The organism is Streptomyces triticisoli (genome assembly GCF_003270085.1).
Lineage (GTDB): Bacteria > Actinomycetota > Actinomycetes > Streptomycetales > Streptomycetaceae > Streptomyces > Streptomyces triticisoli.
This window is the reverse complement of the sequence record NZ_QFDQ01000276.1, coordinates 1-24407: the sequence shown is the minus strand read 5'-3', so window position 1 is coordinate 24407 and position 24407 is coordinate 1. Positions and strand designations below refer to the sequence as shown.

The window sequence follows — 24407 nt, the reverse complement described above, 5'->3', positions numbered from 1 at the left end:
TCAGAGAGGCTAGCGGCGGGCACGGACAACGAATGCCACATCACCTTCCGGATCCGCGGAAGCGCAGGTCAGCCCCCGTGGTGCTGTTCATCACGCAGGTCACTCGACGACGTGGCGGCCCTCCGGCCGCGCGCTGCACGACGCGCGGAACGCGCAGTGCGCGCAGTGCTGCCCGGCCGTCGGCGTGAACCGCTCGTCGAGGACCTTTCCGGCGGCGGTGGCCAGCAGCTCGCCCGTCCACTCCCCCGCCGGCGGCTCCTGCGTCTGCACCTTGGGCAGGCTGTCGCCGCCGTCCCGCTTGGCCGCGCCCTGGCGCAGCTGGACCAGTTCGGCGCCGCCCGGTTCGGGGCGCGTGCCGTCGAAGACCTCGTCGACGGCGCCCTCGCGGACGGCGAGCTGGTAGACGGCCAGCTGCGGGTGGCGGGCCACCTCCGCGGCGGTGGGCGCCTGCTTGCCGGTCTTGAAGTCGACGACGTAGGCGCGGCCCTCGCCGTCGGCCTCCACCCGGTCCATGGAGCCGCGGATGCGCACCTGGTAGTCGCCCGCCGCCAGGGTCACGTCGAAGTCGTGCTCACCGGCCACGGGAGTGCGGCCGGAACGCTCCAGGACGTGCCACTTCAGGAAGCGTTCGAGCGCCACGCGCGCGTTCTCCTTCTCCTGCTCCGACTTCCACGGCGCGTCGAAGGCGAGCGCGTTCCACACCGTCTCCAGGCGCTCCATGAGGACCGCGAGGTCGGCGGGGGTCCGTCCGGAGGCGACCTCGTCGGCGAGCACGTGCACCACGTTGCCGAAGCCCTGGGCGGCACTCGCGGGGGCGTCGGCCTTGACCTCGCGGCTGAGGAACCACTGCAGGGCGCAGGTGTTGGCAAGCTGGTCGAGGGCGCTGCCGGACAGGACGACGGGCTGGTCGCGGTCGCGCAGCGGCACCTTGCTCTCGGTCGGGTCGGCCATGCCCCACCAGCGGTAGGGGTGGGCCGAGGGCACCAGCGGGCGGCCCTCGTCGTCGGCGAGCGCGGCGAGCCGGGCCAGCCGGTGCGCGGCGGCCTGCCGGAGGGTGTCGGAGGCGCGCGGGTCGACGGTCGTGGCACGCAGTTCGGCCACCAGCGCCGCCACGGACAGCGGGCGGCGCGGGCGGCCGGTGACGTCCTTGGGCTCGACGCCGAGCTCGGTGAGGAAACGGGAGGGCTGGTCACCGTCGTCCGCGGGAGCCTTCACCGCGGTCACGACGAGTCGTTCACGCGCGCGTGTGGCGGCGACGTAGAACAGGCGGCGCTCCTCCGCCAGCAGCGCGCCGGGGGTGAGCGGCGCGGCGAGTCCGTCGCGGCCGATGCGGTCCGCCTCCAGCAGGGAGCCGCGGCGCCGCAGGTCCGGCCACAGCCCCTCCTGGACGCCGGCGACCACGACCAGGCGCCACTGCAGACCCTTGGAGCGGTGCGCCGTCATCAGGCGCACCGCGTCGGGGCGTACGGCGCGCCGCGTGAGCGTGTCGGCGGCGATGTCCTCGGCCTCGATCTCCTCCAGGAAGTTCAGGGCGCCCCGGCCTCCGGTGCGCTCCTCGGCGCGGGCGGCGGTCGCGAACAGCGCGCACACGGCGTCCAGGTCCCGGTCGGCGTTGCGTCCCGCGGCGCCGCCGCGCCGGGCGGCCCGCTCCAGGCGAGTGGGCCACGGTGTGCCCTCCCACAGGTCCCACAGCGCCTCCTCTGCCGTACCGCCGCCCGCCAGGCGCTCGCGGGCCTTCCTGAGCAGCGCGCCGAGGCGCTGGGCGCCACGCGCGTACGTGGGGTCGTGCGCAACCAGGCGCTCGGGTTCGGCCAGGGCCCGGGCGAGCAGTTCGTCCGAGGGCGGGGGCAGGGGGTTGCCGGCGGCGCGTTCCTCCTCGCGCAGCGCGCGGCCCAGGCGGCGCAGGTCGGCGGCGTCCGTGCCGGCCAGCGGTGAGGCGAGGAGGGTGAGCGCGGTTTCGGTGTCCAGCCAGCAGGTGTCCGCCTCGGGCTGCCCTTCGGGGGGCTCTCCGGGGCGCCCTTCCGGCTCCCCACCGGCCGCTTCCGCCGCGCCGCGCCGTGCCGCTTCCGCGGTCGCCACCGCCCGCAGCGCCGTCAGCAGGGGCGCCACCGCCGGTTCGTGGCGCAGCGGCACGTCGTCGCCGTCGACGTCCAGGGGCACGCCGGCGGCCGTCAGGGCGCGTCGGAGGCTCGGGATGGTGCGGGCGCCGGCGCGCACCAGGACGGCCATCTCGCTCCACGGGACACCGTCCTCCAGGTGCGCCCGGCGCAGGATGTCCGCGATGTTGTCCACCTCGGTGCCCGGGGTCGGATATGTGTGGACGTCGACGCGGCCGCCTTCGCGCACCGGGGTCAGCTCGCGATGGGCGCGGACCTTGTCGGCGGGGAGCCGGGTGAGCGGCATCCGCCGGGTCAGCAGACGGGTCGCGGCGAGCAGCGCGGCGCCGGAGCGGCGGGAGGTGCGCAGGACCTGTACGGGGGCGGGGCCTCCGTCCGCGCGCGGGAAGGTCTGCGGGAACTGCAGGATGCCGTTCACGTCCGCGCCCCGGAAGGTGTAGATCGACTGATCGGGGTCACCGAAGGCGAGCAGGGTGCGGCCGTCCCCCGCGAGCGTGCGCAGCAGCCGTACCTGGGCCGGGTCGGTGTCCTGGTACTCGTCGACGTAGACCGCGTCGTACCGCGCGGCGAGTCGCTCGGCGACCTCGGGGCGGCGGGCGAGGAGCACCGCGCGGTGGACGAGTTCGGCGTAGTCGAGGACGCCCTGCAGGTCGAGGACGTCGAGGTACTCGGCGAGGAAGGCGGCCGCCGCCTGCCAGTCCGGGCGGCCGGTGCGGCGCGCGAAGGCCGCCAGGGCGTCGGGGCCGAGGCCCAGTTCGCGGCTGCGGGCGAGGACCGCTCGGACCTCGTCGGCGAAGCCGCGGGTGGTCAGGCAGGCGCGCAGCTCGTCCGGCCAGTGCACGTGTCCCAGGCCCTGGCGGGCCAGGTCGACCTGGCCCGCCAGGAGATCGCGGACGGTCACGTCCTGCTCGGGTCCGGACAGCAGCCGCAGCGGCTCGACGAACAGGTCGCTGTCCTGGTGGGCACGGACCAGTGCGTAGCAGAACGAGTGGAAGGTGGTCGCCTGCGGGGCGTGTGCCGCGCCGGCGCGCAGCGCCATGCGGTCGCGCAGGTCGACGGCGGCCCTGCGGCTGAACGTCAGCACCAGGATCCGTTCGGGGTCCTGGCCGCGGGCGATCCGCGTGGCCACGGACTCCACCAGGGTGGTGGTCTTGCCGGTGCCCGGACCTGCGAGGACGAGCAACGGACCGGTCTCGTGGTCAACCACGGCGCGCTGGGCGGCGTCCAGAAGAGGGGGGGCCGGTCTGGACGGTGGGGTGCGCACCAGTCGGTAGGCGCCACGGTTCCCCTGCCGCACCTGGGGGTGCGGCAGGCGTCTGGTGGAGGAAGAGGAGCTCACGTGGTTCGCCGGTCCTGGTGGGTGTGCTGGGGTCTGTCACGGCCGGCGCGCAGCGCCGTCGTCGCGCGGACGCACGGGCCGATGGGGAGGGCGGTGGCCGCGGGGTGAGGGGGACACGTGCAGCCGACGCTACGCCGAGGCCGCGTGAGGAAGGGGGGCTTTCCCTTCTTCCCATGGCCCTCACGGTGCGCTGCCGTCACGTGTGTCCCTCGACTCACGAACGTACGGCATGGCGCGCACGTGCTCCGATTCCCCCGTACGGGCCATGGGCTCCCCGCGGGTCCCTCGTATGGCGGAAGCTGTCAGGTGTGACCCTGCGCACGTTCGCCGCCGTCCCACCGGGCCCGTCGCATGTCGAGGCGCGGCAGATGGTCCTCGGCCGCCCTGCCCGCCTCCTTCAGAGGCGTGCCCTCGGTGCGGTAGTGGGCGAGGGCACGCAGCTCGTGCCCCGGGAGCAGAACGCCGTCCGCGCGTACGACCCGCCACCACGGGACGGCTCCGCCGTAGAGGGCCATCACGCGGCCCACCTGGCGGGGGCCGCCCTCCTGAAGCCATTCGGCGACATCCCCGTAGGTCATGACGTGCCCCGGCGGTATCAGGTCGGCGACCTCGAGGACCCGCTCGGCGTACTCGGGCAGCGCGTCGGGATGTTCCGGGCGGCCGTCGTCCGGAGGGCTCACTTCGCTCATCCGCCCCATCCTGCCCCACCCCACCGACAACGGGATGTGCTCGGGACAGGGCTGCGCCCTCGCTCCCGGGCGGTGCTTCGGGCAGACTGTGCGCCTCGCACACGCACCCTGACGCCCCTGCGTGCCGGTGGGGCATGCCACCATCGTGCGGGCGGTGACCGGTGATACGAGACCAAGAAGAGACCATGAAGCAGCAGGGTGTGCACCCCGATGGCGCGGAGGGCACCTCTGGGACTTCGTCGCGTCCGGGCACCAGGGACACGGACGGTCCGAAGACGGGCAGGAAGCCCGCCGAGGACAGGGACGTGGCCCACGTCGACGAGCTGGAGGGCGACGAACCGCTGCTCCCCGCGCGCGTGCACCGTCCCTCGGACCTGATGCGGCTGCTGGTGGGCGTGCTCGCCATCGTGGTGCTGCTGGCGATCGCCGCGTTCGCGCACGGCACCACCTCGGGCCTCGAGCAGGACATCAACAAGGGCACCGGTCAGGCACCCGACCTGCTCATCAAGATCGCCGGATTGGCGTCCAGCATCGCGATCCTGCTGGTTCCGGTCGCGTTCGCGATCGAGCGGCTGATCAAGCGGGACGGGCTGCGGATCGCCGACGGTGTGCTCGCGGCGGTCCTCGCCCACGGGGTGACGCTCGCCACCGACCTGTGGGTCGCCAAGGGCGCCCCGCACTCGATCCAGGAAGCGCTCACCCAGCCCTCCCCCGGTGACATCCACGCGCTGACCGACCCGGTGCACGGCTATCTCGCCCCTGTCATCGCGTACATGACGGCCGTGGGCATGTCCCGCAGACCACGCTGGCGCGCGGTGCTGTGGATCGTGCTGCTGCTCGACGCCTTCTCGATGCTGGTCACCGGTTACACCACGCCGTTCTCGATCATCCTCACGGTGCTGATCGGCTGGACCATCGCCTACGGCACCCTGTACGCGGTCGGCTCGCCGAACGTCCGCCCCACGGGTCGGACGCTGGTGGCGAGGCTGCGGACCGTCGGCTTCCACCCGGTGAGCGCGGCCCGCGAGGACGTGGCGGAGACCGCCGACAACGGCGACCGCGGCCGGCGCTACTTCGTCACCCTGGAGGACGGCCCGCCGCTGGACGTCACGGTCGTCGACCGCGAACAGCAGGCGCAGGGCTTCTTCTACCGCCTGTGGCGCAACCTCACGCTGCGCGGTTTCACCACCCGCAGCAGTCTGCAGTCGCTGCGCCAGGCCCTGGAGCAGGAGGCGCTGCTCGCCTACGCGGCCATCGCGGCCGGCGCCAACGCACCCAAGCTGATCGCGACCTCCGAGCTGGGCCCCGACGCCGTGATGCTCGTCTACGAGCACACCGGCGGGCGCACGCTCGACTCGCTGGCGGACGAGGAGATCACCGACGAGTTGCTGCGCCACACCTGGCAGCAGGTGCGGGCGCTGCAGTCACGGCGCATCACGCACGGCAGGCTGGCCGGTGACGCGATTCTGGTGGATCGTTCCGGCAGGGTGATCCTCACCGATCTGCGCGGCGGCGAGATCGCGGCCGGTGACCTGCTGCTGCGCATGGACATCGCCCAGTTGCTGACGACGCTCGGCCTGAGGGTGGGCGCGGAGCGCGCCGTGGCCTCCGCGGTCGGCGTCCTCGGGCCCGACGCGGTCGCCGACTGTCTGCCCATGCTGCAGCCCATCGCGCTGACGCGCTCCACGCGTGCGACCCTGCGCCGGCTGGCCCGGGAGCGGGCGCAGCGGGAGCGGGAGGCGGTCCTGGAGTCGTCCCGGCAGAGCAAGCAGGCCTGGTTGGAGCAGTCCGCCGCGGAGGTCGGTCCCATCACCCTCGAAAAGGCGGAGAACCCCGACAGGTCGGACAAGAAGGGCAAGAAGGCCGAGCGGGCGGAGGCGCGGGCGGAGAAGCGGGCCATCGACGAGGCCCTGGAAGAGGCCCGCGAGGAGGACCTGCTCACCCAGATCCGCCACCAGGTGCTGCGGATCAGGCCGCAGGCGCCGGTCGAACCGGCCCGGCTGGAACGGGTACGGCCACGCACCCTGATCAGCTTCATCGCGGGCGCCATCGGTGCGTACTACCTGCTGACGCAGCTCACGCACATCGAGTTCGGCACGCTCTTCGCCCACGCCCAGTGGGGCTGGCTGGCGGCGGCGGTGCTGTTCTCGGCGCTCAGCTATGTCGCGGCGGCCATGGCGCTGCTGGGCTTCGTGCCCGAGCGGGTGCCGTTCCCGCGGACCGTGGCGGCGCAGGTCGCCGGGTCGTTCGTGAAGATCGTGGCACCGGCAGCGGTCGGCGGGGTGGCCCTCAACACGCGCTTCCTGCAGCGCGCGGGTGTACGCCCGGGGCTGGCGGTGGCCAGTGTCGGCGCCTCGCAGCTGTTCGGACTGGGCTGCCACATCCTGATGCTGCTGTCCTTCGGCTATCTGACCGGCACCGAGAAGACGCCGTCGCTGTCGCCGTCCCGGACGGTCATCGCGGGGTTGCTGACGGTCGCGGTGCTCATGCTGGTGGTCACGTCGGTTCCGTTCCTGCGGAAGTTCGTCGTCACGCGCGTGCGTTCCCTGTTCGCGGGCGTCGTGCCGCGCATGCTGGACGTGCTGCAGCGGCCGCAGAAACTCATCACCGGCATCGGCGGCATGCTGCTGCTGACCTTCTGCTTCGTGATGTGCCTGGACGCCTCGATCCGGGCGTTCGGCGACCAGTCGACCTCGATCAGCATCGCCGGCGTCGCCGTCGTCTTCCTCGCCGGCAACGCGCTCGGCTCGGCCGCCCCCACCCCGGGCGGTGTGGGCGCGGTCGAGGCGACTCTCACGGTCGGTCTGATCGCCGTGGGCCTGCCCAAGGAGGTGGCCGCGCCGGCGGTGCTGATGTTCCGGCTGCTGACCCTGTGGCTGCCGGTGCTGCCCGGCTGGCTGGCCTTCAACCACCTGACGCGCAAGGGCGCTCTCTAGGGCACCGTCCCCGCTTGCCCCGAACGGCCCCCGTCCCGCGCGCGGGCCTGCCGGCGGCGTGAGGATGAAGGCATGCAGAACCCCCGCGGACTGTGTGCCGCCTCCCTGACCGCAACCGCCGTCCTGCTGGCCGCCCTGGTGGCAGGCTGCGGCAGTCGTTCGACGGGCGCGGACACCGCGGGCGGGGGTACGGCGGGCGGGGACATGACCGCCCAGAAGCTGGACTGGAAGGACTGCCCGGCACCGTCCGCCGCCGAGGGCGACGGCCCGGCACCCTCCCCGCTGCCGAACGGCGGCACGTGGCAGTGCGCCACCATGAAGGCGCCGCTGGACTGGAGCAAGCCCAACGGCGACACGATCGGCATCGCGCTGATCCGGGTGAAGGCGACCGGGCCGGGCAAGCGGATCGGCTCGTTGATCTTCAACTTCGGCGGACCGGGCGGCTCCGGCGTCAGCATCCTGCCGTCGATCGCCCAGGACTACACCAAGCTCGCCACCCGCTACGACCTGGTGAGCTTCGACCCGCGCGGGGTGGGCCGCAGCGCGGGCGTGAAGTGCGAGAGCGACGCCCAGCTCGACCGGTACTTCCAGCAGGACACCACCCCGGACGACGCCGCCGAGCGCACCGCGTTCCTGAACAACACCAAGCAGTTCAACGCCGCCTGCGAGAAGAACTCCGGGAGGGTCCTTCCCCATGTGCGCACCACCGACGCGGCCCGCGACATGGACCTGATGCGCCAGGTCCTCGGCGACTCCAAGCTGTACTACTTCGGGATCTCCTACGGCACCGAGCTCGGGGGCGTGTACGCCCATCTGTTCCCCACGCATGTGGGCCGCGCCGTCTTCGACGCGGTCGTCGACCCCACGCAGAACCTCGAGCAGGTGTCGCTCGGCCAGGCCAAGGGCTTCCAGCTGGCCCTGGACAACTTCGCGAAGGACTGCGTGTCGAAGGGCGCCAAGTGTCCGATCGGCAGCAGCGTGCAGGACGTCGAGAACCGCGTCGCCGCCCTGCTCAAGAAGCTCGACAGCAACCCGATCCCCGGCATCTTCCCGCGCCGGCTGACCCAGTCGGCCGCGACCAACGGCATCGCCCAGGCCCTGTACTCCAAGGACCTGTGGGCTCCCCTCACCGAGGGACTGCGGCAGGCCTACGCCGGCAACGGCCAGATCCTCATGTTGCTGTCGGACGCCATGAACGGCCGCAATGAGAACGGCACGTACAGCAACATCACCGCCGCGAACGCCGCCATCAACTGCGCCGACCAGAAGCAGCGGTACACCTCCGCCGACGTGGAGCGGACGCTGCCCGCGTTCCGGGCCGCCTCCCCGCTGTTCGGCGACTTCCTGGCCTGGGGAATCCTCAGCTGCACCAACTGGGCGGTGCCCGGCGCGGCCGACCACCCCGATGTGAGCGCGCCCGGCTCGGCGCCGATCCTCGTCGTGGGCAACACCGGCGACCCGGCCACCCCGTACCAGGGCGCGAAGAGGATGGCGGACGCGCTGGGCAAGGGCGTCGCCGTCGAGCTCACCTGGAAGGGCCAGGGACACGGCGCGTACAACAGCAAGGACAAGTGCGTCCAGAACGCGGTGAACGGCTATCTGCTCGACGGGAAGCTCCCCGCGACCGGAACGGTCTGCGCCTAGGTGTTCGATCCGGCGGCCACGCGCCCCGCATCGCTCGGCGAAAGACCCGCATTCACACCGAAGTAGCAGGTCAGAGGGTTATCCACAGGCCCGCACGGGGTGCGGCGGGATCTGCCTACCATGGCGTGACCGCTCCCTCGGCCGATCCGCGGGGAGCCCGTGAGGGGGGAAGCACATGTCACGTCTGACACGGTGGGCGGCCGCGCTGGCCGCCGCGGTGCTGCTGGCCGGGTGTGGCGGGGGACCGTCCGACAACGGCGGGGGCGAGGGGAAGAGCCGGTCCGATCCGGCGCCGGCGTCCGAGCTGCCCTCCTCGCTCACCTCCCAGCGGCTCGACTGGGGCCGTTGCAAGGCCACCGCCGGCTCCCCCGCGCCGGGCGGCGGCTGGCAGTGCGCGACACTCAAGGCACCCCTGGACTGGTCCCGGCCGGACGGCGAGACCATCGGCCTCGCCCTCATCCGCGCCGGAGCCACCGGCGAGCGCACCGGCTCGCTGCTGTTCAACTTCGGCGGACCCGGCGGCTCGGGCGTGGACACGATGCCGTCGTACGACTCCGTGGTCGGCACCCTGCGGCAGCGCTACGACCTGGTGAGCTGGGACCCGCGCGGGGTCGGCCGGAGCGAGGGCGTCCGCTGCCGCGGCGACCGGCAGATCCAGGCCGCCGAGGCGATCGACGCGACACCGGACACCCCGGCCGAGGAACGGGCCTACTTCCAGGACGCGGCCGACTTCGGCCAGGGCTGCGAGAAGGCCGCGGGCAAGCTCCTCGCGCATGTCTCGACGACCGACACCGCCCGGGACATGGACCTGATGCGCCACGTCCTCGGCGACGCCAGGATGCACTACTTCGGCTTCTCCTACGGCACCGAGCTCGGCGGGGTGTACGCGCATCTGTTCCCCCGGCGCGTGGGGCGGCTGGTCCTGGACGCGGTGGTCGACCCGACCGCGGACTCGGTGGGCCACGCGCGGAACCAGGCCAGGGGTTTCCAGCGGGCGCTGGACAACTACCTGAAGTCGACCGGGCAGGACCCCGAACAGGGCTCGCGCAAGATCGCCGGCCTGCTGGGGCGGATCGACGCGAAGCCGCTGCCCACCTCCTCCGGGCGGAAGCTGACGCAGACGTCGGCGCTCACCGGCATCGTCCTGCCGCTCTACAACAAGAGCAGCTGGCCGGCCCTGACCGGCGCCCTGACGACGGCGGAGCAGGGAGACGGCTCCGCGCTGCTGGCTCTCGCCGACGCCTACAACGAGCGGGACAGCTCGGGCCGCTACGGCACGTCGACCCATGCGCAGCGGGCCATATCGTGCCTGGACGCCAAGCAGCGGCCGACCCCGGAGCAGGCGAGGAAGCTGCTGCCCGAGTTCGAGAAGATCTCACCCGTGTTCGGCGCCTTCCTGGCCTGGGACACGGCCGGCTGGTGCCACGACTGGCCGGTGGCCGGCCAGTACGACACGCCGCGGGTCAGTGCACCGGGTGCGGCGCCGATCCTGTTGATCGGCAACACCGGGGACCCGGCGACACCCTACGAGGGCGCGCGGAGGATGGCCGACGAGCTCGGCAAGGGCGTCGGCGTGGAGCTCACCTGGAGGGGCGAGGGCCACGGGGCCTACGGCAACGGCAGCGACTGCGTGGACTCGACGGTCAACGCGTACCTGCTGCACGGCACGGTGCCGAAGGACGGCAAGGCCTGCTCATGACGACGGCGGGGGCTTCGGGCACCCGTGGTGCGCGAAGCCCCCGCCGTGGGACGGTCGGGCCGAGCCGTGGCTCAGTAGACCGGCTTCTCCGGCTCGATCTGGTTGACCCAGCCGATCACGCCGCCGCCGACGTGCACCGCGTCCGCGAAGCCCGCGGACTTCAGCACGGCGAGGACTTCCGCACTGCGGACACCCGTCTTGCAGTTCAAGACGATCTTCTTGTCGTGCGGGAGGTTCTCCAGGGCGGAGCCCATGAGGAACTCGTTCTTCGGGATCAGCCGGGCGCCCGGGATGGAGACGATCTCGAACTCGTTCGGCTCACGGACGTCGATGAGCTCGATGTTCTCGCCGTCGTCGATCCACTCCTTGAGCTGCTTGGGAGTGATCGTCGAGTCGGCGGCCGCCGCCTGGGCCTCCTCGGAGACGACGCCGCAGAAGGCCTCGTAGTCGATGAGCTCGGTAACGGTCGGGTTCTCGCCGCAGATCGCGCAGTCGGGGTCCTTGCGGACCTTGACCTGGCGGTACTGCATCTCCAGGGCGTCGTAGATCATCAGGCGGCCGACCAGCGGCTCGCCGATGCCCGCGAGGAGCTTGATGGCCTCGTTGGCCTGGATGGAGCCGATGGACGCGCACAGCACGCCCAGGACGCCGCCCTCGGCGCAGGAGGGAACCATCCCGGGCGGCGGGGGCTCCGGGTAGAGGCAGCGGTAGCAGGGGCCGTGCTCGGACCAGAAGACGGAGGCCTGGCCGTCGAAGCGGTAGATCGAACCCCAGACGTACGGCTTGCCCAGGAGCACGCACGCGTCGTTGACCAGGTAGCGGGTCGCGAAGTTGTCCGTGCCGTCGATGATCAGGTCGTACTGGCTGAAGACGTCCTTCACGTTCTCGGCCTCGAGCCGCTCCTGGTGAAGGACCACGTTCACGTACGGGTTGATGCCCTTGATCGTGTCCCGGGCGGACTCGGCCTTGGGGCGGCCGATGTCGGACTGGCTGTGGACGACCTGGCGCTGCAGGTTCGACTCGTCGACCTCGTCGAACTCCACGATGCCGAGCGTGCCCACGCCCGCCGCGGCCAGGTACATCAGCCCCGGCGAGCCCAGGCCACCGGCGCCCACAAAGAGCACCTTGGCGTTCTTCAGCCGCTTCTGCCCGTCCATCCCGACATCGGGAATGATCAGGTGGCGGGAGTACCTGCGGACCTCGTCTACGGTGAGCTCGTCAGCCGGCTCGACCAGGGGTGGCAGCGACACGGGGACTCCGTTGGTCGGTCAATCACTATGGTTGTTCTTCTCGTAACACTGCCACGCCCTTCTTCATTCCGAGACACCCGTTCCGATGCGCGAGACGATTTCGTCCCAGTAGCCGGGCAGGTTCTCCCAGGGGTCGGCGAGGCCGTCGCGGTCCGTGCGATCGGTGAACCAGATCGTCGCCGCGCCCTGCCATCGGGCGATGCGCAGCGCCTCGTCGAGGTGGCCGCGCGGGAGGCCGTGCACCAGGTGGCAGAAGCGCTCGGGCGGGTAGTCGGCGGTCCACTCGGCGACCTGCGACCAGCGGTAGTCGGTCCACGGGCCGCGGAAGGTCACCAGTTGGTCGGCGTTCTCGGCGTAACCCGGGTGCGGGTGGGTGCCGTGGCCGAGGACGACATGGGCATCGTCGCGCAGCGCTCGCAGCGCGCCGGCCGTACGGCGGACCTCGGGCAGCCCGGCGTGGTCGGCCGGGCAGTGGTCCAGGAGGAAGCCGTCGGCCCGGTACCAGTCGAGGTACCGGCGCGCGTCCGCGACCAGCTCGGCCAAGGGCCGGGCGCCGTGCGCGGCGTCGAGGTGGCCGAGGACGCGGACGCCCGCGTTGCGCAGGCGTCCGGCCGCCTCCAGGCAGTGCGGGTCGGGCTGGACACCGGGTCCGTCGGCGACGTTCAGGACGACCCAGTGCAGCGGTGTGCCGGGTCGGGTGAGCTCGGTCCACTCGGCCGGGGCGAGAAGGGGGTGGGCACAGCCGGGGACACCGAACCCGGTGCGCACGTCGGTGCTGGAGGTGCCCGCCGGGGTGCTGGTCAGATACGGCATGCCGCCTCCATCCAGATGTCGGCCAGGGACTCCTCGAGATTGATCCGGGGACGCCAGCCGAGCCGGTCGCGGGCGGTGCGCACATCGGCCTGCTGCCAGCTGCCGCAGCCGTCGGGGTACGGGAACGCGACCGGGGCGGGGTGGTCCGAGTCGGTGCGGGGGTGTCCGATGGCGGGCCTGAGGTGGCCGCCGGGCGGGCCGTCGAGCTCGTGGAGGGTACCGCCGTACCCGGCGACGCGGGCGAGGGTCGCCGCGGCGTCGCGCAGCCGGACGGCGCGGCCGGAGCCGATGTTGATGACGCCCTGGGCGGCGGAGAGGGAGGCGGCGTGGACGGCGCGGGCCACGTCGCGGACGTCGACGAAGTCGCGCTGCACACCGAGGCCGCCGAGCTTGAGGTCGCTGTCCCCGGACTGCATGGCGCGGCGCATGGCCTCGGCGAGCCGGCCGAGCGGCGAGCCCGCCGGGGTGCCGGGTCCGGCGGGTGAGAAGACCCGGAGCACGACGGCGTCCAGGCCGGAGCCGAGGACCAGTTCGGTGGCGGCGAGCTTGCTGACACCGTACGGCCCGCCGGGGCGGGGCACGGAGTCCTCGGCAGTGGAGGAGCCGTGCTGGCTGGGGCCGTACTCGGAGCTGCAGCCGATCTGCACCAGCCGGGCGCCGCAGCCGCTGCGGCGCAGGGCCTCGCAGACGGTGGCGACGGCGACGGTGTTGTGCCGGGTGAGTTCGCGGGCGCCGCCCCGGGTGGCGCCCGCGCAGTTGACGACGACGCCGGGGTGGACCGCGTCCAGGAAGCGGGTGAGCGCACCGGGGCTGCCGGTCGCGAGGTCGAAGCGGACGTCGGCGTCGTCGCCGCGGCCGAGCGTGGTGAGCTGGACGGCCGGGTCGGCGAGCAGGCGGTCGGCGACGAAACGGCCGAGGTATCCGTTGGCTCCGATCAGCAGAACCCTCATCGGGCGGCTCCCGGGGTGTGCGCTCCGGTGGCTCCGGATGCTCCGGACGCTCCGGATCGGGCGGTGATCATCTGGTGTTCTCCTTCAAGGGGGTGGTGCGACGGGGTCCGGCGGTGAGCCGGGTGCCTGCGGTCGGCCGGGGAATGCGGGCCGTGCCCGCGGTCCCGTCCGTGTGGTGGTGCGTGTGCGGGGCCGGACATGGGCCCGTCATGGCTGTTCCTCCGCTCGCGCATGGGCCGAGGCCCTGGTCAGCGTGCGGCTCGCGTGCACGAGCAGGGCCAGGGCCGCCGCTCCGCAGGCGAGGGCCTGCACGCCGCCCGGGCCCCAGGCGGCCACGAGGGTGTCGGCCGGGGTGGCGAGGAGACGGCAGCCGGGGAGGCGGCCCGCGAAGACGCCGGCCTGGGCCGCCGTCTCGGCCGTGGCCGCGGCGCCGAGGGCGACGGCCGGGGCCCGGGTGGAGCCGTGCACGGTGAGGAGGCGGGCGAGCAGCAGCAGCGCGCCCAGCGTGAGGACCTGCGCGTAGCCCGCGGGCTCGTCCAGGACCGCCCCGCACGCGGCGGTGAGGGCGGTCAGGGCGCACAGGAACAGGCCGAAGGTGCCGAGCAGCAGGGGTCGTACGGACGCGGTGAACTCCTCCAGCCCACGGCTGGTGGTCAGCCTGCGCCGGGCGTGGACAGCGAAGAGGTGGGTGGTCCAGACCGCCGGGGCGGCGGCGAGGGCGAGGGCCAGCACGGGGGCGGTGGTCAGCGGCCAGGACCCGGCGGCGGTGCCGTCGGGCAGTGCGTCGGGGCCGCCGGTGACGGCGGTGCCGAGCAGGCCGTCGCCGAGGAGGGCGTAGGCGAGCAGCAGGCACGTCCACGCACGCGTGCCGGGCATGTGCGGGCCGGCCGGTGCACGTCTGCCGGTGCTCAGCGGGCCGTGACGGAGCATGGCCCGCAGGCCCAGCCCCACGGCGAGGACGCCGAGCGCGGCGACGGTCAGTCGCGTCCGGCCCTCGGTCAGGCGCACCCCGGCCACGGCGGCCGTGCACAGCGCGCCGGGCAGCAGGCCGAGCGCGGCCGGGCCGAGGCCCATCGGGGGCACCGCGGCGGCCTCGTGGCGCGGAGGGGTGCCGGTGTCGCGGGAGACCCGGGCGTACATCTCCTCGGCGAGCGAGAAGACGTCGCGGTGGCGGAAGCGGGCGGCAGTGCGGTCGGTGACGCCGTGCGCCTCCAGACCGGCGGCGATCTCCAGGGGGTCGACGGCCCGTTCACACAGTTCGCGGTGCCGGTGCATCAGCGTCTTGACCGGGTCGGCGGTGCCGCGCCGGGAGGGCACGGACGGGCTCCGGTCGGGGACCGGCTCGTCGAGGTCACCGGCCGGGAGGGCGGCGGCCGTGACGCCGGGGTGGTCGCTTTGTCCCGGGCCGCTCATCCGGAGGCCTCCGTGGTGGTCATGGGGGTCGGGCACGGCACCGGTGAGCCGGAGGAACGGCGGACCGCGACGGGCGCGGGGGGCCCGGTCCAGCTGCCGGGTACGTGCGCCTCTGCCGGGGCGGCGAACGGGAGGGGTTCGCCGGTCTCGCCGAGGACGACGCGCCGGACCGGGCAGTGCGAGACGACCTCGAGATACATGCCGTGGAACGCGGCGACGTTCTGCTCGACGGTGAACAGTTCGAGCGCGCGGGCGCGGGCGGCGGCGCCCAGGCGCGCACGGCGCTCCGGGTCGCGCAGCAGCGCCACGCACGCCTCGGCGAACGCCCGGGGATTGCGCGGGGGTACGACGAGCCCGGTGCCGCCGATGACCTCCACGACCGCGCCGACGTCCGTGGAGACCGTCGCACGGCCGCAGAACATCGCCTCGACGAGGCCGGTCGGGAAGCCCTCGACGACGCTCGACAGGACGATCACGGCACCCGAGGCGTATGCCTCGGCGAGCGTCGGGGCCCGAGGGCCGCCGACCTCCTCGAAGGACACCGGGTTGTCGCCGACGGTGTACGGGCCCTCGGCCTCGTCGGGGAAGAGCTGGGCGGCGAGCGCCCGGCAGTGGCCCAGGTAGGCGGCACCGTCGGAGCCGGTCGCGGTGCTCACGATCCGCAGCCGCGCCTTCGGTCGCTGCCTGCGCACCTGGGCGAAGGCATGCAGCAGGGACACCAGGTCCTTGGCGGGCTCGATGCGGCCGACCCACACCAGCGTGTCCGGGTCGGCAGCCTCCGGTGACTCCCCGGCCTCGGTGAAGCCGGCGGCGTCCATGCCGGGGTGGACGGTGCGCAGTCTGGCGCGGTCGGCACCGCAGCGCTCCTGCCAGCGGCGGGTGTGCGCGTTGCCGTGGGTGACGAGGGCGGCTCGCCGGTACGTCTCGGCGGCGACTCCGCCGTGGAACGCGGCGAGCAGGGTCCGTACGGCCGGGGCGGTTCCGTCGGTGCCGGTGGCGAGGTAGTGCGCGCGCACTTGTGCGCCGTACTCGGTGACCAGCAGGGGAACGCCGGTGAAGTGGCGGGCGAGCAGACCGGACAGGGCCGCCGCGCCGCCGGCCGTCGCGTGGCACAGGTCGGTGGCGCCGAGGCCGTCGTCCTCGTACCAGTCGACCGCGAGAGGGCTCAGCGCCTGCCGCAGGTGCCCGGCGGCCACGAGCAGGTCCGGGACGCGGGCCTCGCGCGCCGCACGCGACGCGCCGGGCGCACGGCAGGCGCGTTCCAGCGCGCGTACGGCGGTTTCCGAGCGCAGCGCGCCCACCAGACCGCCCTCGTCGCGGGCGAGTTCGGCGAGCCCGTACAGCGCGCCGCCGAAACGGTCCGCCTCATCGTCGGCACGGTCCCGGCCGATCGCCTCGCCGTGGCCGCCGGGGTCGCCGGAGTCACCGCCGCTCGCCGCGCACAGGACCGACGCCAGCTCGCCGTAGCACTCGGCGAAGCGCCGTCGCGCGCGCCGTCCGTACGTGATGCCGTCGTCCTCGGCCGCCCACAGAGGTGCGGTACGGACCCGGCTGACCTGCGGCGGCAGCGGCACCCAGCCCGTGTCCTCCTGCCGACGGCTGCGGCTGAGCGCGTAGAGGTCGAACTCGTGCTGTCCGAGCCCGCGCACGAGCCGTTCGCACCAGAGCCCGGCGTCACCGTCCACATACGGATAGCCACCTTCCGTCACCAGTCCGATGCGCACGCGTGCACCCCCGATCCTTCCGCTCACTCCCGTGGTGGGGAGCCGCCGTCGCACCGGCGGCTCGCCCCGCAGCGGGACGAACGTATGCGGACATGGGGGTGGCGCGATGGACGGTTGTCCATCGCGCCACCAAAAGGGGTGAACTGACGTAACTTTCCCGTGCGGGGTACGTTCCGTCGCGCTAGGAGATCATTCGGGCACGGGACGTCACACACCGAGTCACGGTCAACTCCCGGGATACGGCCAGGGGTTGGGCAGGCAGTGGATTCCGTTGTGGTCCAGGAACTTGGTCTGCTGCTGCATGACGGGCGCCAGGGCGCCGTTCCTGTCGCAGGTGACGTGTCCGTAGCCGAGCCGGTGGCCGACCTCGTGGTTGATCAGCATCTGCCGGTAGGCGTACAGCTTGTCGCCGTAGGTCTTCGAGCCCTGCGCCCACCGGTAGGCGTTGATCATCACTCGCTCAGTGGCGGCCGAGTCGCACGAGACGTTGTCCTCGGTGGTGTCCAGGCCGGACTTGGCGCACCAGGTGGCGGTGGTGCCGGGGCTGGCGAGCGTGATCACGAAGTCGGGCTTGCCGGAGGAGACGCGCTCGAAGGTGCGGTCGCCGTTGTGGGACCAACTGCGGTCGTCGTTGAGCGTCCTGTGCACGGCCTGGGCGAAGAGCTCGCCGTCGAGGCCGAGGCCCTGCTCCACGTCGACGCGGTAGGTGTACTTGCGCCCCTTGCCGGGCGCCTTGGTGAGGCCCGGGACCGCCTCGAACCTGCCCGAGCCCTTGAGGGTGGGGCTGAGCGCGTACCTCATGCTCATCTTCTGGCCGTACGTCAGCGTCGACACGTTCGGCGGCGGTGCCGCCGGCTTGCCGTCGGCACCCGCGATGCCCGCGGCGTCGCCGTCCGTGCGGTCGGTGGCGGACTGCGGCCGCAGATCGGCGTCGGAGCGGTCGTCGGCGACCTGTCCGGCGACGACGACGGCGAGCACGGTGGTGACCGCGGCGGCCGCGACGCCGGTGAACGTCCGCCCCTTGGTCCCGGTGGCGCGCGCGGGCTCGTCGGCGGACTGTGGCGCGGCCTCGGCGCCCGGCCCGGCCGGCGGGACGGGCGAGACCACGGCCGGGTACACGGACGGCACGCCGGCGCGGGGCCGGGGCGCGAAGACGTCGTCCTCGTCGAAGGCCTCCAGGTACTCCTGCCGGGGCCCTGCGGGAGGCGACTGCCGCTGCCGGGGAATGGGAGCGCGGGCCCCCGCGGAAGCGCCCACGCCCCTCGGAGTCCCGAGTCCGGCGGCCGGCGGTCCCTGCGCCGCAGCTTCGCCGGCCCCCAGGTGACCCCAGCCACCCCCGGCTTCCCGCTGCTCGGGGTGCCCGCCCCGGACCCGGGGGACCCCGTGAGCGGGGGTGCCGTCAGGAAAGCGAGGGACTCCGTGGGCCGGGGTGCCGTCAGCAGGTCGCGGAACACCGCGCGCGGGGGTGCCGTCAGGAAACCGTGGGACCCCCCACGCGGACGTCCCATGGGCGAACCCCGGCACTCCGTGCGCGGACGCCCCATCGGCGAACCCCGGCACTCCGTGCGCAGACGTCCCGCCAGGCGGCCACGGAACGCCCTGAGCCGGTGTCCCGTCAGGCCGACGCACATCCTCCCGCACGGGAGTGCCGTCCGGAAACCGCGGAACACCCCGCGCGGGAGTCCCGCCCTCGAAGTGCGGCCCCCACTGGGCGGGGGTCCCGTACGCCGGGCCTCCCGCACCCGTCGGCCCTCCGGACACCGGGCCGGAACCGGGCCACGGCCCCGGTGGCGGCAGGCCGCCCGTCTCCCGCCGGCTCTCCGGCATCGCGCCCGGCCCCGGCCGATCGCCGCGGCCTTCCCGGGGATCCGGGCGGTCCCAGGCCTCCCCGGGGCCACCCCTGGGCTCGCGGCCCTGCCGCGGCTCCCGGCCGCGCCGAGGTTCGCGGCCGTCCCGTGCTGCGGTCGTGTCCGCGGTGTTGCCCCGAGGAGCGGGCCCGCGGCGGCTGTGGCGTCCCACCTCGCCCCTCAGCCTCCCGTACCCGTGTCGGAGGCCCCGCCACCGGCCCGTTCGGCCGTATCCGTGTGCGTCACAGCCTTGCCCTCCAACTCCCCCGTGTCCACCAGCAGTTCCCGGAATGCGGTCGCCACCGTATCCGGGTACTCCATCATGGCCACATGGCCGGCGTCCGGCAGAGTGAGGAGGCGGGAGCCGCGGAAGGCCCGGGCCGCGCGCTGGGCCATGCGGAAGCCGACGAGCTGGTCGCGGCCGCCGTAGACCAGCAGCGTGGGCGCGAGGACCCGCTCGGCCTGGCGCCACAGCCCGTGCTGGCCGCCCAGCGTGTACGCATCCACGATCCCGCGCGCGGAGCGCGCCATCGCGTCCCAGAAATACGGCAGTTGCAGCCGCCGCTCCATCTCCCGCACCGCGTTGCGGAACCCCTCCGGCGTCACCCGCCCCGGGTCGCCGTAGCACAGGGCCATGACCCCGCGGACCCGCTGTTCCGCCGTCCACTCCCGGGTGAGCCGCGTGAACAGGGCGGTCACGCCCGGTACCGCGAGCAGGCCGGTCGGCACGGCGCTGCGCTGCACCCGGAGTTCGGGCAGCGCGGGCGAGACGAGGGTGAGCGTGCGCACGAGGTCGGGCCGCAGCGCCGCGACACGCGTGGAGACGGCGCCGCCCAGCGAGTTGCCGAACAGGTGGACGGCTCCGCGGCCGGAGGCGTCGAGGAAGCGGATCACCGCGCGCGCGTGCCCGGTGACGGAGTAGTCGCCGTCGTCCGGGGGCGGGGAGTCCCCGAAGCCCGGCAGGTCGAGCGCCTCGCCGTCGACGACGCCGTCGAGCAGCGCCATCAGCGCCGACCAGTTCTGCGAGGAACCGCCGAGGCCGTGCACGTACAGCGCGGGCGGCAGCCCCTCCCCCGCGGACGGGCGCGAGCGCACCGCCAGCGTGATCCCGGGCAGCTCGACCGAGCGCAGGTGCTCTCCCTCCACGATCCCGAGGGGTGCCACCCTGGGGAGAACGTTGGCGGGCGGCACGGAGGGCAGCTCGGTCGAAGACATGCGGCAATGTTACGAGACGATCACATAGTGATTCCTGTGTTCGCTGTCACAGATCACGCACCCCGGGGGCCGCGGATCGCATAGCGTCCACTTCGGGTGTCTCCTACGCTCGTACAGAGGGCACCCGCACATGGTCCCTGCCCACCACCGGGGACACCCGCAGGGACATTCCGCACGAAGGGAGCCCAGCATGGCATTCGACCCCACCGATCCCGAGACGTTCGAGGACGACGACGCCACGGAGATCGACGTCGAGGCTCCGGAGAACGACGCCGCCGAGCAGCTGGCGGACGTCGCGCCGGGTCGTGACGAGCCCTTCACCGAGGACCTGACCGAGGATCTGGACCGCGCCAGCGAGGCGGATCTCGTCGAACAGGCGCGGGTCGTCTCCATCGACGAGGACGACTACCGGTGAGGCACGAGGTGGTGAGCGGATGCGCGTTCGAGGCGCCGGACGGGAGAGACCGCCGCTGACCAGGAACGAAGCTGTGTTGTGCCCGGTCTGAATCCGTTTGAAACCTTCTGCGCCGCTTTCGTCGCCGTCCAGTCCGTGAAATTCTGCGTTCGCACCGCGCACAGCACGGTTACCGAAAAGTACGATGGCGGCGCGGCGCACACCGCAAGTGGACAACTTTGGGAGGCGGCGTGACAGCCATCGAGCAGACAGAGGCGGCACGCCCGCGAGGCACGCGCCTGCCGCGCCGTGCCCGCCGGAATCAGTTGCTGGGCGCCGCCCAGGAAGTCTTCGTGGCGCAGGGCTACCACGCCGCCGCCATGGACGACATCGCCGAGCGCGCCGGCGTCAGCAAGCCGGTGCTCTACCAGCATTTCCCGGGCAAGCTCGACCTCTACCTCGCACTGCTGGACCAGCACTGCGAGGCACTCATCCAGTCCGTACGGAACGCGCTGGCGTCGACGACCGACAACAAGCAACGCGTGCGCGCCACGATGGACGCCTACTTCGCGTACATCGAGGACGACGGCGGCGCCTTCCGGCTGGTCTTCGAGTCGGACCTGACGAACGAGCCGGCGGTGCGCGAGCGCGTCGACAAGGTCACCAACGAGTGCGCCGAGGCGATCTGCGACGTGATCGAGGAGGACACCGGCCTCTCGCGTGAGGAGTCGATGCTGCTGGCGTCCGGTCTCGGCGGCCTCGCGCAGGTGGTGGCCCGCTCCTGGCTGCACAGCGACCGCAGCGTCCCGCGCGACCAGGCGGTCCAGCTGCTGACGTCCCTGGCCTGGCGCGGCATCGCCGGTTTCCCGCTGCACGGCAGCGAGCAGCAGCACCACTGAAGACACCACTGAGACCGTGGGCTGTTCGCTCCTGGCGAGCCCCGGCACAGCGTGTTCGTCGCCTCACCGGGCTAATGTGTGCAGGTACGGCGCGGAAGGTCGCGCACTTCACCGACCGTCGGAGGGACATAGCCGTGGAGGTCAAGATCGGCGTGCAGCACGCGCCCCGCGAGATCGTTCTGGAGAGCGGTCAGAGCGCCGAGGAGGTCGAGCGGGCGGTGGCCGAGGCGCTGGCCGGGAAGTCGCAGCTGCTGACCCTCGTGGACGAGCACGGCCGCAAGGTGCTGGTCCCGGCCGACCGTCTCGCCTACATCGAGATCGGCGAGCCGGCCCCGCGCAAGGTGGGCTTCGGCGCGCTGTAGTGCGCGCCGTGGTCGTGGTCGACGAAACGACAGGAGGGGTCCGGCGGCCTTCCACCGCCGGACCCCTCTCGCGTTTCTTCACGCGTGGCGCACAATCCGCTCACAGAGAGGGTTGCCTTCCGCAGGTCAGGGGTATGACGGGCTACGACCGTCAGCACCGGCCGACCGTGTGGGAGGGGACCATCATGTTCTTGGAAGCGCTCGGCTCCGCGCTGATCGGCCTGCTGCTCGGCTGGACCGCGTTCCACCGCCTGGCCCACCGTCTGCCGTCCCGCCTCCTGGTGCAGTCGACCGGTGTCGCCGGAGCCCTCTTCGGCGCCTTCGTCACGCACAGCGCGCTCGGTTCCGGCAGCCTGGTGCCGGCCCTGCTCGGCGCGGTGGTCGTCTCGGCCGCCTCCCTGTCGCTGCTGGTGCGCCCCGCGGGTGGACTGCGCCGGCGATCGGCACCGGCCTGATCCGGCGCCGACGGCGGCGCAGTCCCCGGCGCGCTCCCCGAGGCGGCCCCGGAAGTCCGGAGACCGCCCCGCGGACCCCTGAGCCGGGCCCCCTGAGCCGGGCCCCTGAGCCGGGCCCCCTGAGCCTGGGCCCCTAAGCCGCCAGTCCCAGCGCGGACATCCGCTTGGTGTGCGCCTCGGTGATCCTGGAGAACATCCTGCCGACCTCGGCGAGGTCGAAGCCGTCTGCGACGCCGCCGACGAGCATCGTGGACAGCGCGTCCCGCTCGGCCACGACCCGCTGGGACTGCGACAGCGCCTCGCCCATCAGGCGCCGCGCCCACAGCGCGAGCCGGCCGCCCACACGCGGGTCCTTGTCGATCGCCGCGCGCACCTTCTCCACAGCGAAGTCGGCGTACCCGGTGTTGGCGAGGACGGCGAGCACCAGCTCGCGTGTGTCGGAGTCCAGGCGGACGGCGACCTCCCGGTAGAAGTCGCTGGCGATCGAGTCGCCGACGTAGGCCTTGACGAGCCCTTCCAGCCAGTCCGAGGGCGCCGTCTGCTTGTGGAAGCCCTCGAGCGCGGCGACGAACGGATCCATCGCGGCGGTCGGCTCCTCGCCGATCTCCGTGAGCCGGTCGCGCAGCCGCTCGAAGTGGTGGAACTCGGCCGACGCCATCTTCGCCAGCTCGGCCTTGTCCGCGAGGGTGGGCGCCAGCTTGGCGTCCTCCGCGAGCCGTTCGAACGCCGCGAGCTCTCCGTACGCGAGTGCGCCGAGCAGGTCCACGACCGCGGCGCGGTACTGCGGGTCGGCGGCGGCCGTCGCCCAGTCCTGGGCGGTGATCCCGGTGTGCTGCCCGGTGGGTTCGGCGGGCGCGCCGGAGGCGTTGTCAGACTTGTCAGAGCTCGTCATGAAGCGCACAATAGCCCGCTCTCCGCGTGTTCGAAGGACCTGGCCAACCAGTGTGATGACGACTACGTGACCGAATCAGCCATCACATGTGCGCGTTTCCGGGGTATGGTGGTAATGCGCCTGCTGAGTACGCCGACGTGGATCGGCGTACGTCGACAGGCCGCATGCATGAGGATGCCCGGTCGGTGGCCCGATCGGCTCCGACCCGACAGCCCTCCCTGACCGTACGGCTCTGTGCGTACGACGATCGGAGGGACACCCTCAGCGGTACGAGCGCTAGAGCGTCGGCTGTGGTCCCGTGCCACACCGTCCGCCCCGCGAGGGCGGCCGACGTCCCCGGCACGGTCAGGTGACACGACCCCCGCGTTCGCCTCGCGCCGCGTACACAGAAGAGGCAGCACCCTGACTACCACGTTCCGAGAGCTCGGGATCCTCCCCGAGACCGCCGAGGCCCTGGAAGCCGTCGGCATCACCACCCCCTTCCCCATCCAGGAGATGACGCTGCCCGTGGCCCTGGCGGGCACGGACGTCATCGGCCAGGCCAAGACCGGCACCGGCAAGACGCTCGGCTTCGGTCTTCCGCTCCTCGAGCGCGTGACCGTCCCCGTCGACGTCGAGGCGGGGCGCGCCGCCCCCGAGGCCCTCACCGACGCCCCGCAGGCACTCATCGTCGTCCCCACGCGCGAGCTGTGCGTCCAGGTCACCAACGACCTGCTGACCGCCGGCAAGGTGCGCAATGTGCGGGTCGTCTCGATCTACGGCGGCCGGGCCTACGAGCCCCAGGTGGAGGCCCTGAAGAAGGGCGTCGACGTGGTCGTCGGCACCCCGGGCCGGCTGCTGGACCTCGCCGGCCAGAAGAAGCTGAACCTGAAGCACGTCCGCTGCCTGGTGCTCGACGAGGCCGACGAGATGCTCGACCTGGGCTTCCTGCCCGACGTCGAGAAGATCATCGACATGCTGCCGGCCAAGCGGCAGACCATGCTGTTCTCGGCCACCATGCCGGGCGCGGTGATCGGGCTGGCCCGCCGCTACATGTCGCAGCCCATGCACATCCGTGCCACCGCGCCGGACGACGAGGGCGTGACGGTCGCGAACATCAAGCAGTTCGTCTACCGCGCGCACTCGCTCGACAAGCCCGAGGTGGTCGCCCGCATACTGCAGGCCGAGGGCCGCGGACTGGCGATGGTCTTCTGCCGGACCAAGCGCACGGCGGCCGACATCGCCGAGCAGCTGCAGCGCCGCGGCTTCGCCGCCGGCTCGGTCCACGGCGACCTCGGCCAGGGCGCCCGCGAGCAGGCGCTGCGCGCCTTCCGCAACGGCAAGGTCGACGTGCTCGTCTGCACCGACGTCGCCGCGCGCGGCATCGACGTCGAGGGCGTCACGCACGTCATCAACTACCAATCGCCCGAGGACGAGAAGACGTACCTGCACCGCATCGGCCGTACGGGCCGCGCGGGCGCGTCGGGTACGGCGATCACGTTCGTCGACTGGGACGACATCCCGCGCTGGCAGCTGATCAACAAGGCGCTGGAGCTGGACTTCAACGACCCGGTGGAGACGTACTCCACCTCCCCGCACCTGTTCTCGGACCTGGGCATCCCCGAGGGTACGAAGGGTGTCCTGCCGCGTTCGGAGCGCACCCGCGCGGGGCTGGACGCGGAGGAACTGGAGGACCTCGGCGAGACCGGCGGCCGCGGGCGCGGTCACGGTGGCCGGGGCGGCCGGGACGAGGCGCGCGGCACCGACCGCGAGCGCCCGGCGCGTACGCT

The 24407-nt window shown here is 72.9% G+C and carries 18 protein-coding genes; 8 read left to right on the top strand and 10 right to left on the bottom strand.

Annotation, left to right across the window (positions count from 1 at the left end; all coding sequences use genetic code 11):
- Window positions 1–99: 99 nt before the first annotated feature.
- Window positions 100–3456, bottom strand: coding sequence for an ATP-dependent helicase (locus tag DEP02_RS31215; RefSeq protein WP_112471030.1), 3357 nt, complete (start codon window positions 3454–3456; stop codon window positions 100–102).
- Between the two features lie 302 nt (window positions 3457–3758).
- Window positions 3759–4145, bottom strand: coding sequence for an MGMT family protein (locus tag DEP02_RS31210; RefSeq protein WP_198668679.1), 387 nt, complete (start codon window positions 4143–4145; stop codon window positions 3759–3761).
- A gap of 185 nt (window positions 4146–4330) precedes the next feature.
- On the opposite strand from DEP02_RS31210, the gene DEP02_RS31205 reads away from it, so the two are divergent.
- The 3 genes from DEP02_RS31205 (at window position 4331) to DEP02_RS31195 (ending at window position 10424) form a co-directional block, all read left to right on the top strand.
- On the top strand, window positions 4331–7081 hold the full coding sequence (locus tag DEP02_RS31205) for a lysylphosphatidylglycerol synthase domain-containing protein (RefSeq protein WP_112471028.1): 2751 nt from the start codon (window positions 4331–4333) through the stop codon (window positions 7079–7081).
- A gap of 72 nt (window positions 7082–7153) precedes the next feature.
- On the top strand, window positions 7154–8725 hold the full coding sequence (locus DEP02_RS31200; protein WP_112471027.1) for an alpha/beta hydrolase: 1572 nt from the start codon (window positions 7154–7156) through the stop codon (window positions 8723–8725).
- A 175-nt stretch (window positions 8726–8900) separates the two neighbouring features.
- A complete protein-coding gene (locus DEP02_RS31195; protein WP_112471026.1) occupies window positions 8901–10424 on the top strand; it encodes an alpha/beta hydrolase in 1524 nt (507 codons plus the stop codon).
- A 71-nt stretch (window positions 10425–10495) separates the two neighbouring features.
- Here the strand turns inward: DEP02_RS31195 and moeZ are convergent, their stop codons facing one another.
- The 7 genes from moeZ to DEP02_RS31160 all read right to left on the bottom strand — a co-directional run bounded on the left by moeZ (window position 10496) and on the right by DEP02_RS31160 (window position 19636).
- Entirely contained in the window at window positions 10496–11674 is a 1179-nt protein-coding gene (moeZ, locus tag DEP02_RS31190) for an adenylyltransferase/sulfurtransferase MoeZ (protein WP_112471025.1), read from the bottom strand.
- Between the two features lie 63 nt (window positions 11675–11737).
- Window positions 11738–12487 carry a spherulation-specific family 4 protein gene (locus DEP02_RS31185; protein ID WP_112471024.1) on the bottom strand — a complete coding sequence of 250 codons (750 nt, stop codon included), beginning with the start codon at window positions 12485–12487 and terminating at the stop codon, window positions 11738–11740.
- Window positions 12475–13437 (bottom strand): NAD-dependent epimerase/dehydratase family protein, encoded by a 963-nt coding sequence (locus tag DEP02_RS31180; RefSeq protein ID WP_112471023.1) that lies wholly within the window; start codon window positions 13435–13437, stop codon window positions 12475–12477. Before DEP02_RS31180 ends, DEP02_RS31185 begins: the two co-directional genes overlap by 13 nt.
- 207 nt (window positions 13438–13644) lie before the next feature.
- The gene (locus DEP02_RS31175; protein WP_198668678.1) at window positions 13645–14850 is read right to left on the bottom strand and encodes a hypothetical protein; all 1206 of its coding nucleotides are present in this window, start codon (window positions 14848–14850) and stop codon (window positions 13645–13647) included.
- Entirely contained in the window at window positions 14847–16574 is a 1728-nt protein-coding gene (locus DEP02_RS31170; protein ID WP_112471022.1) for a DUF3492 domain-containing protein, read from the bottom strand. The genes DEP02_RS31175 and DEP02_RS31170 overlap by 4 nt, the downstream gene beginning before the upstream one ends.
- A gap of 225 nt (window positions 16575–16799) precedes the next feature.
- Window positions 16800–18593 carry a DUF3152 domain-containing protein gene (locus DEP02_RS35945; RefSeq protein WP_232839353.1) on the bottom strand — a complete coding sequence of 598 codons (1794 nt, stop codon included), beginning with the start codon at window positions 18591–18593 and terminating at the stop codon, window positions 16800–16802.
- An 8-nt stretch (window positions 18594–18601) separates the two neighbouring features.
- A complete protein-coding gene (locus DEP02_RS31160) occupies window positions 18602–19636 on the bottom strand; it encodes an alpha/beta fold hydrolase (RefSeq protein WP_232839352.1) in 1035 nt (344 codons plus the stop codon).
- A 190-nt stretch (window positions 19637–19826) separates the two neighbouring features.
- Between DEP02_RS31160 and DEP02_RS31155 the strand changes: the two genes are divergently transcribed.
- From DEP02_RS31155 to DEP02_RS31140, 4 genes are all read left to right on the top strand, one after another.
- On the top strand, window positions 19827–20051 hold the full coding sequence (locus tag DEP02_RS31155) for an Rv3202a family protein (protein WP_112471020.1): 225 nt from the start codon (window positions 19827–19829) through the stop codon (window positions 20049–20051).
- A 230-nt stretch (window positions 20052–20281) separates the two neighbouring features.
- Window positions 20282–20929 (top strand): TetR/AcrR family transcriptional regulator, encoded by a 648-nt coding sequence (locus tag DEP02_RS31150; RefSeq protein ID WP_112471019.1) that lies wholly within the window; start codon window positions 20282–20284, stop codon window positions 20927–20929.
- 134 nt (window positions 20930–21063) lie between these two features.
- The gene (locus tag DEP02_RS31145) at window positions 21064–21291 is read left to right on the top strand and encodes a DUF3107 domain-containing protein (protein ID WP_112471018.1); all 228 of its coding nucleotides are present in this window, start codon (window positions 21064–21066) and stop codon (window positions 21289–21291) included.
- Window positions 21292–21476: 185 nt separating this feature from the next.
- Entirely contained in the window at window positions 21477–21746 is a 270-nt protein-coding gene (locus tag DEP02_RS31140) for a hypothetical protein (protein ID WP_112471034.1), read from the top strand.
- A gap of 133 nt (window positions 21747–21879) precedes the next feature.
- On the opposite strand, the gene DEP02_RS31135 is transcribed toward DEP02_RS31140, so the two are convergent.
- Complete coding sequence (locus DEP02_RS31135; protein ID WP_198668677.1) at window positions 21880–22638, bottom strand: ferritin-like fold-containing protein; 759 nt, start codon at window positions 22636–22638, stop codon at window positions 21880–21882.
- 495 nt (window positions 22639–23133) lie between these two features.
- On the opposite strand from DEP02_RS31135, the gene DEP02_RS31130 reads away from it, so the two are divergent.
- Window positions 23134–24407: DEAD/DEAH box helicase (locus DEP02_RS31130; protein ID WP_438947813.1), on the top strand; the 1274-nt coding region annotated here is incomplete at its 3' end.

Bases quoted from the DNA above. Each gene is read 5' to 3' on its own strand.
- DEP02_RS31185 (WP_112471024.1), bottom strand. From the start codon at position 12,487: ATGCCGTATCTGACCAGCACCCCGGCGGGCACCTCCAGCACCGACGTG.
- DEP02_RS31175 (WP_198668678.1), bottom strand. From the start codon at position 14,850: ATGAGCGGCCCGGGACAAAGCGACCACCCCGGCGTCACGGCCGCCGCC.
- DEP02_RS31140 (WP_112471034.1), top strand. From the start codon at position 21,477: ATGTTCTTGGAAGCGCTCGGCTCCGCGCTGATCGGCCTGCTGCTCGGC.
- DEP02_RS31180 (WP_112471023.1), bottom strand. From the start codon at position 13,437: ATGAGGGTTCTGCTGATCGGAGCCAACGGATACCTCGGCCGTTTCGTC.
- DEP02_RS31155 (WP_112471020.1), top strand. From the start codon at position 19,827: ATGGCATTCGACCCCACCGATCCCGAGACGTTCGAGGACGACGACGCC.
- DEP02_RS31195 (WP_112471026.1), top strand. From the start codon at position 8,901: ATGTCACGTCTGACACGGTGGGCGGCCGCGCTGGCCGCCGCGGTGCTG.
- DEP02_RS31210 (WP_198668679.1), bottom strand. From the start codon at position 4,145: ATGAGCGAAGTGAGCCCTCCGGACGACGGCCGCCCGGAACATCCCGAC.
- DEP02_RS31205 (WP_112471028.1), top strand. From the start codon at position 4,331: ATGAAGCAGCAGGGTGTGCACCCCGATGGCGCGGAGGGCACCTCTGGG.
- DEP02_RS31200 (WP_112471027.1), top strand. From the start codon at position 7,154: ATGCAGAACCCCCGCGGACTGTGTGCCGCCTCCCTGACCGCAACCGCC.
- DEP02_RS31160 (WP_232839352.1), bottom strand. From the start codon at position 19,636: ATGTCTTCGACCGAGCTGCCCTCCGTGCCGCCCGCCAACGTTCTCCCC.
- DEP02_RS31135 (WP_198668677.1), bottom strand. From the start codon at position 22,638: ATGACGAGCTCTGACAAGTCTGACAACGCCTCCGGCGCGCCCGCCGAA.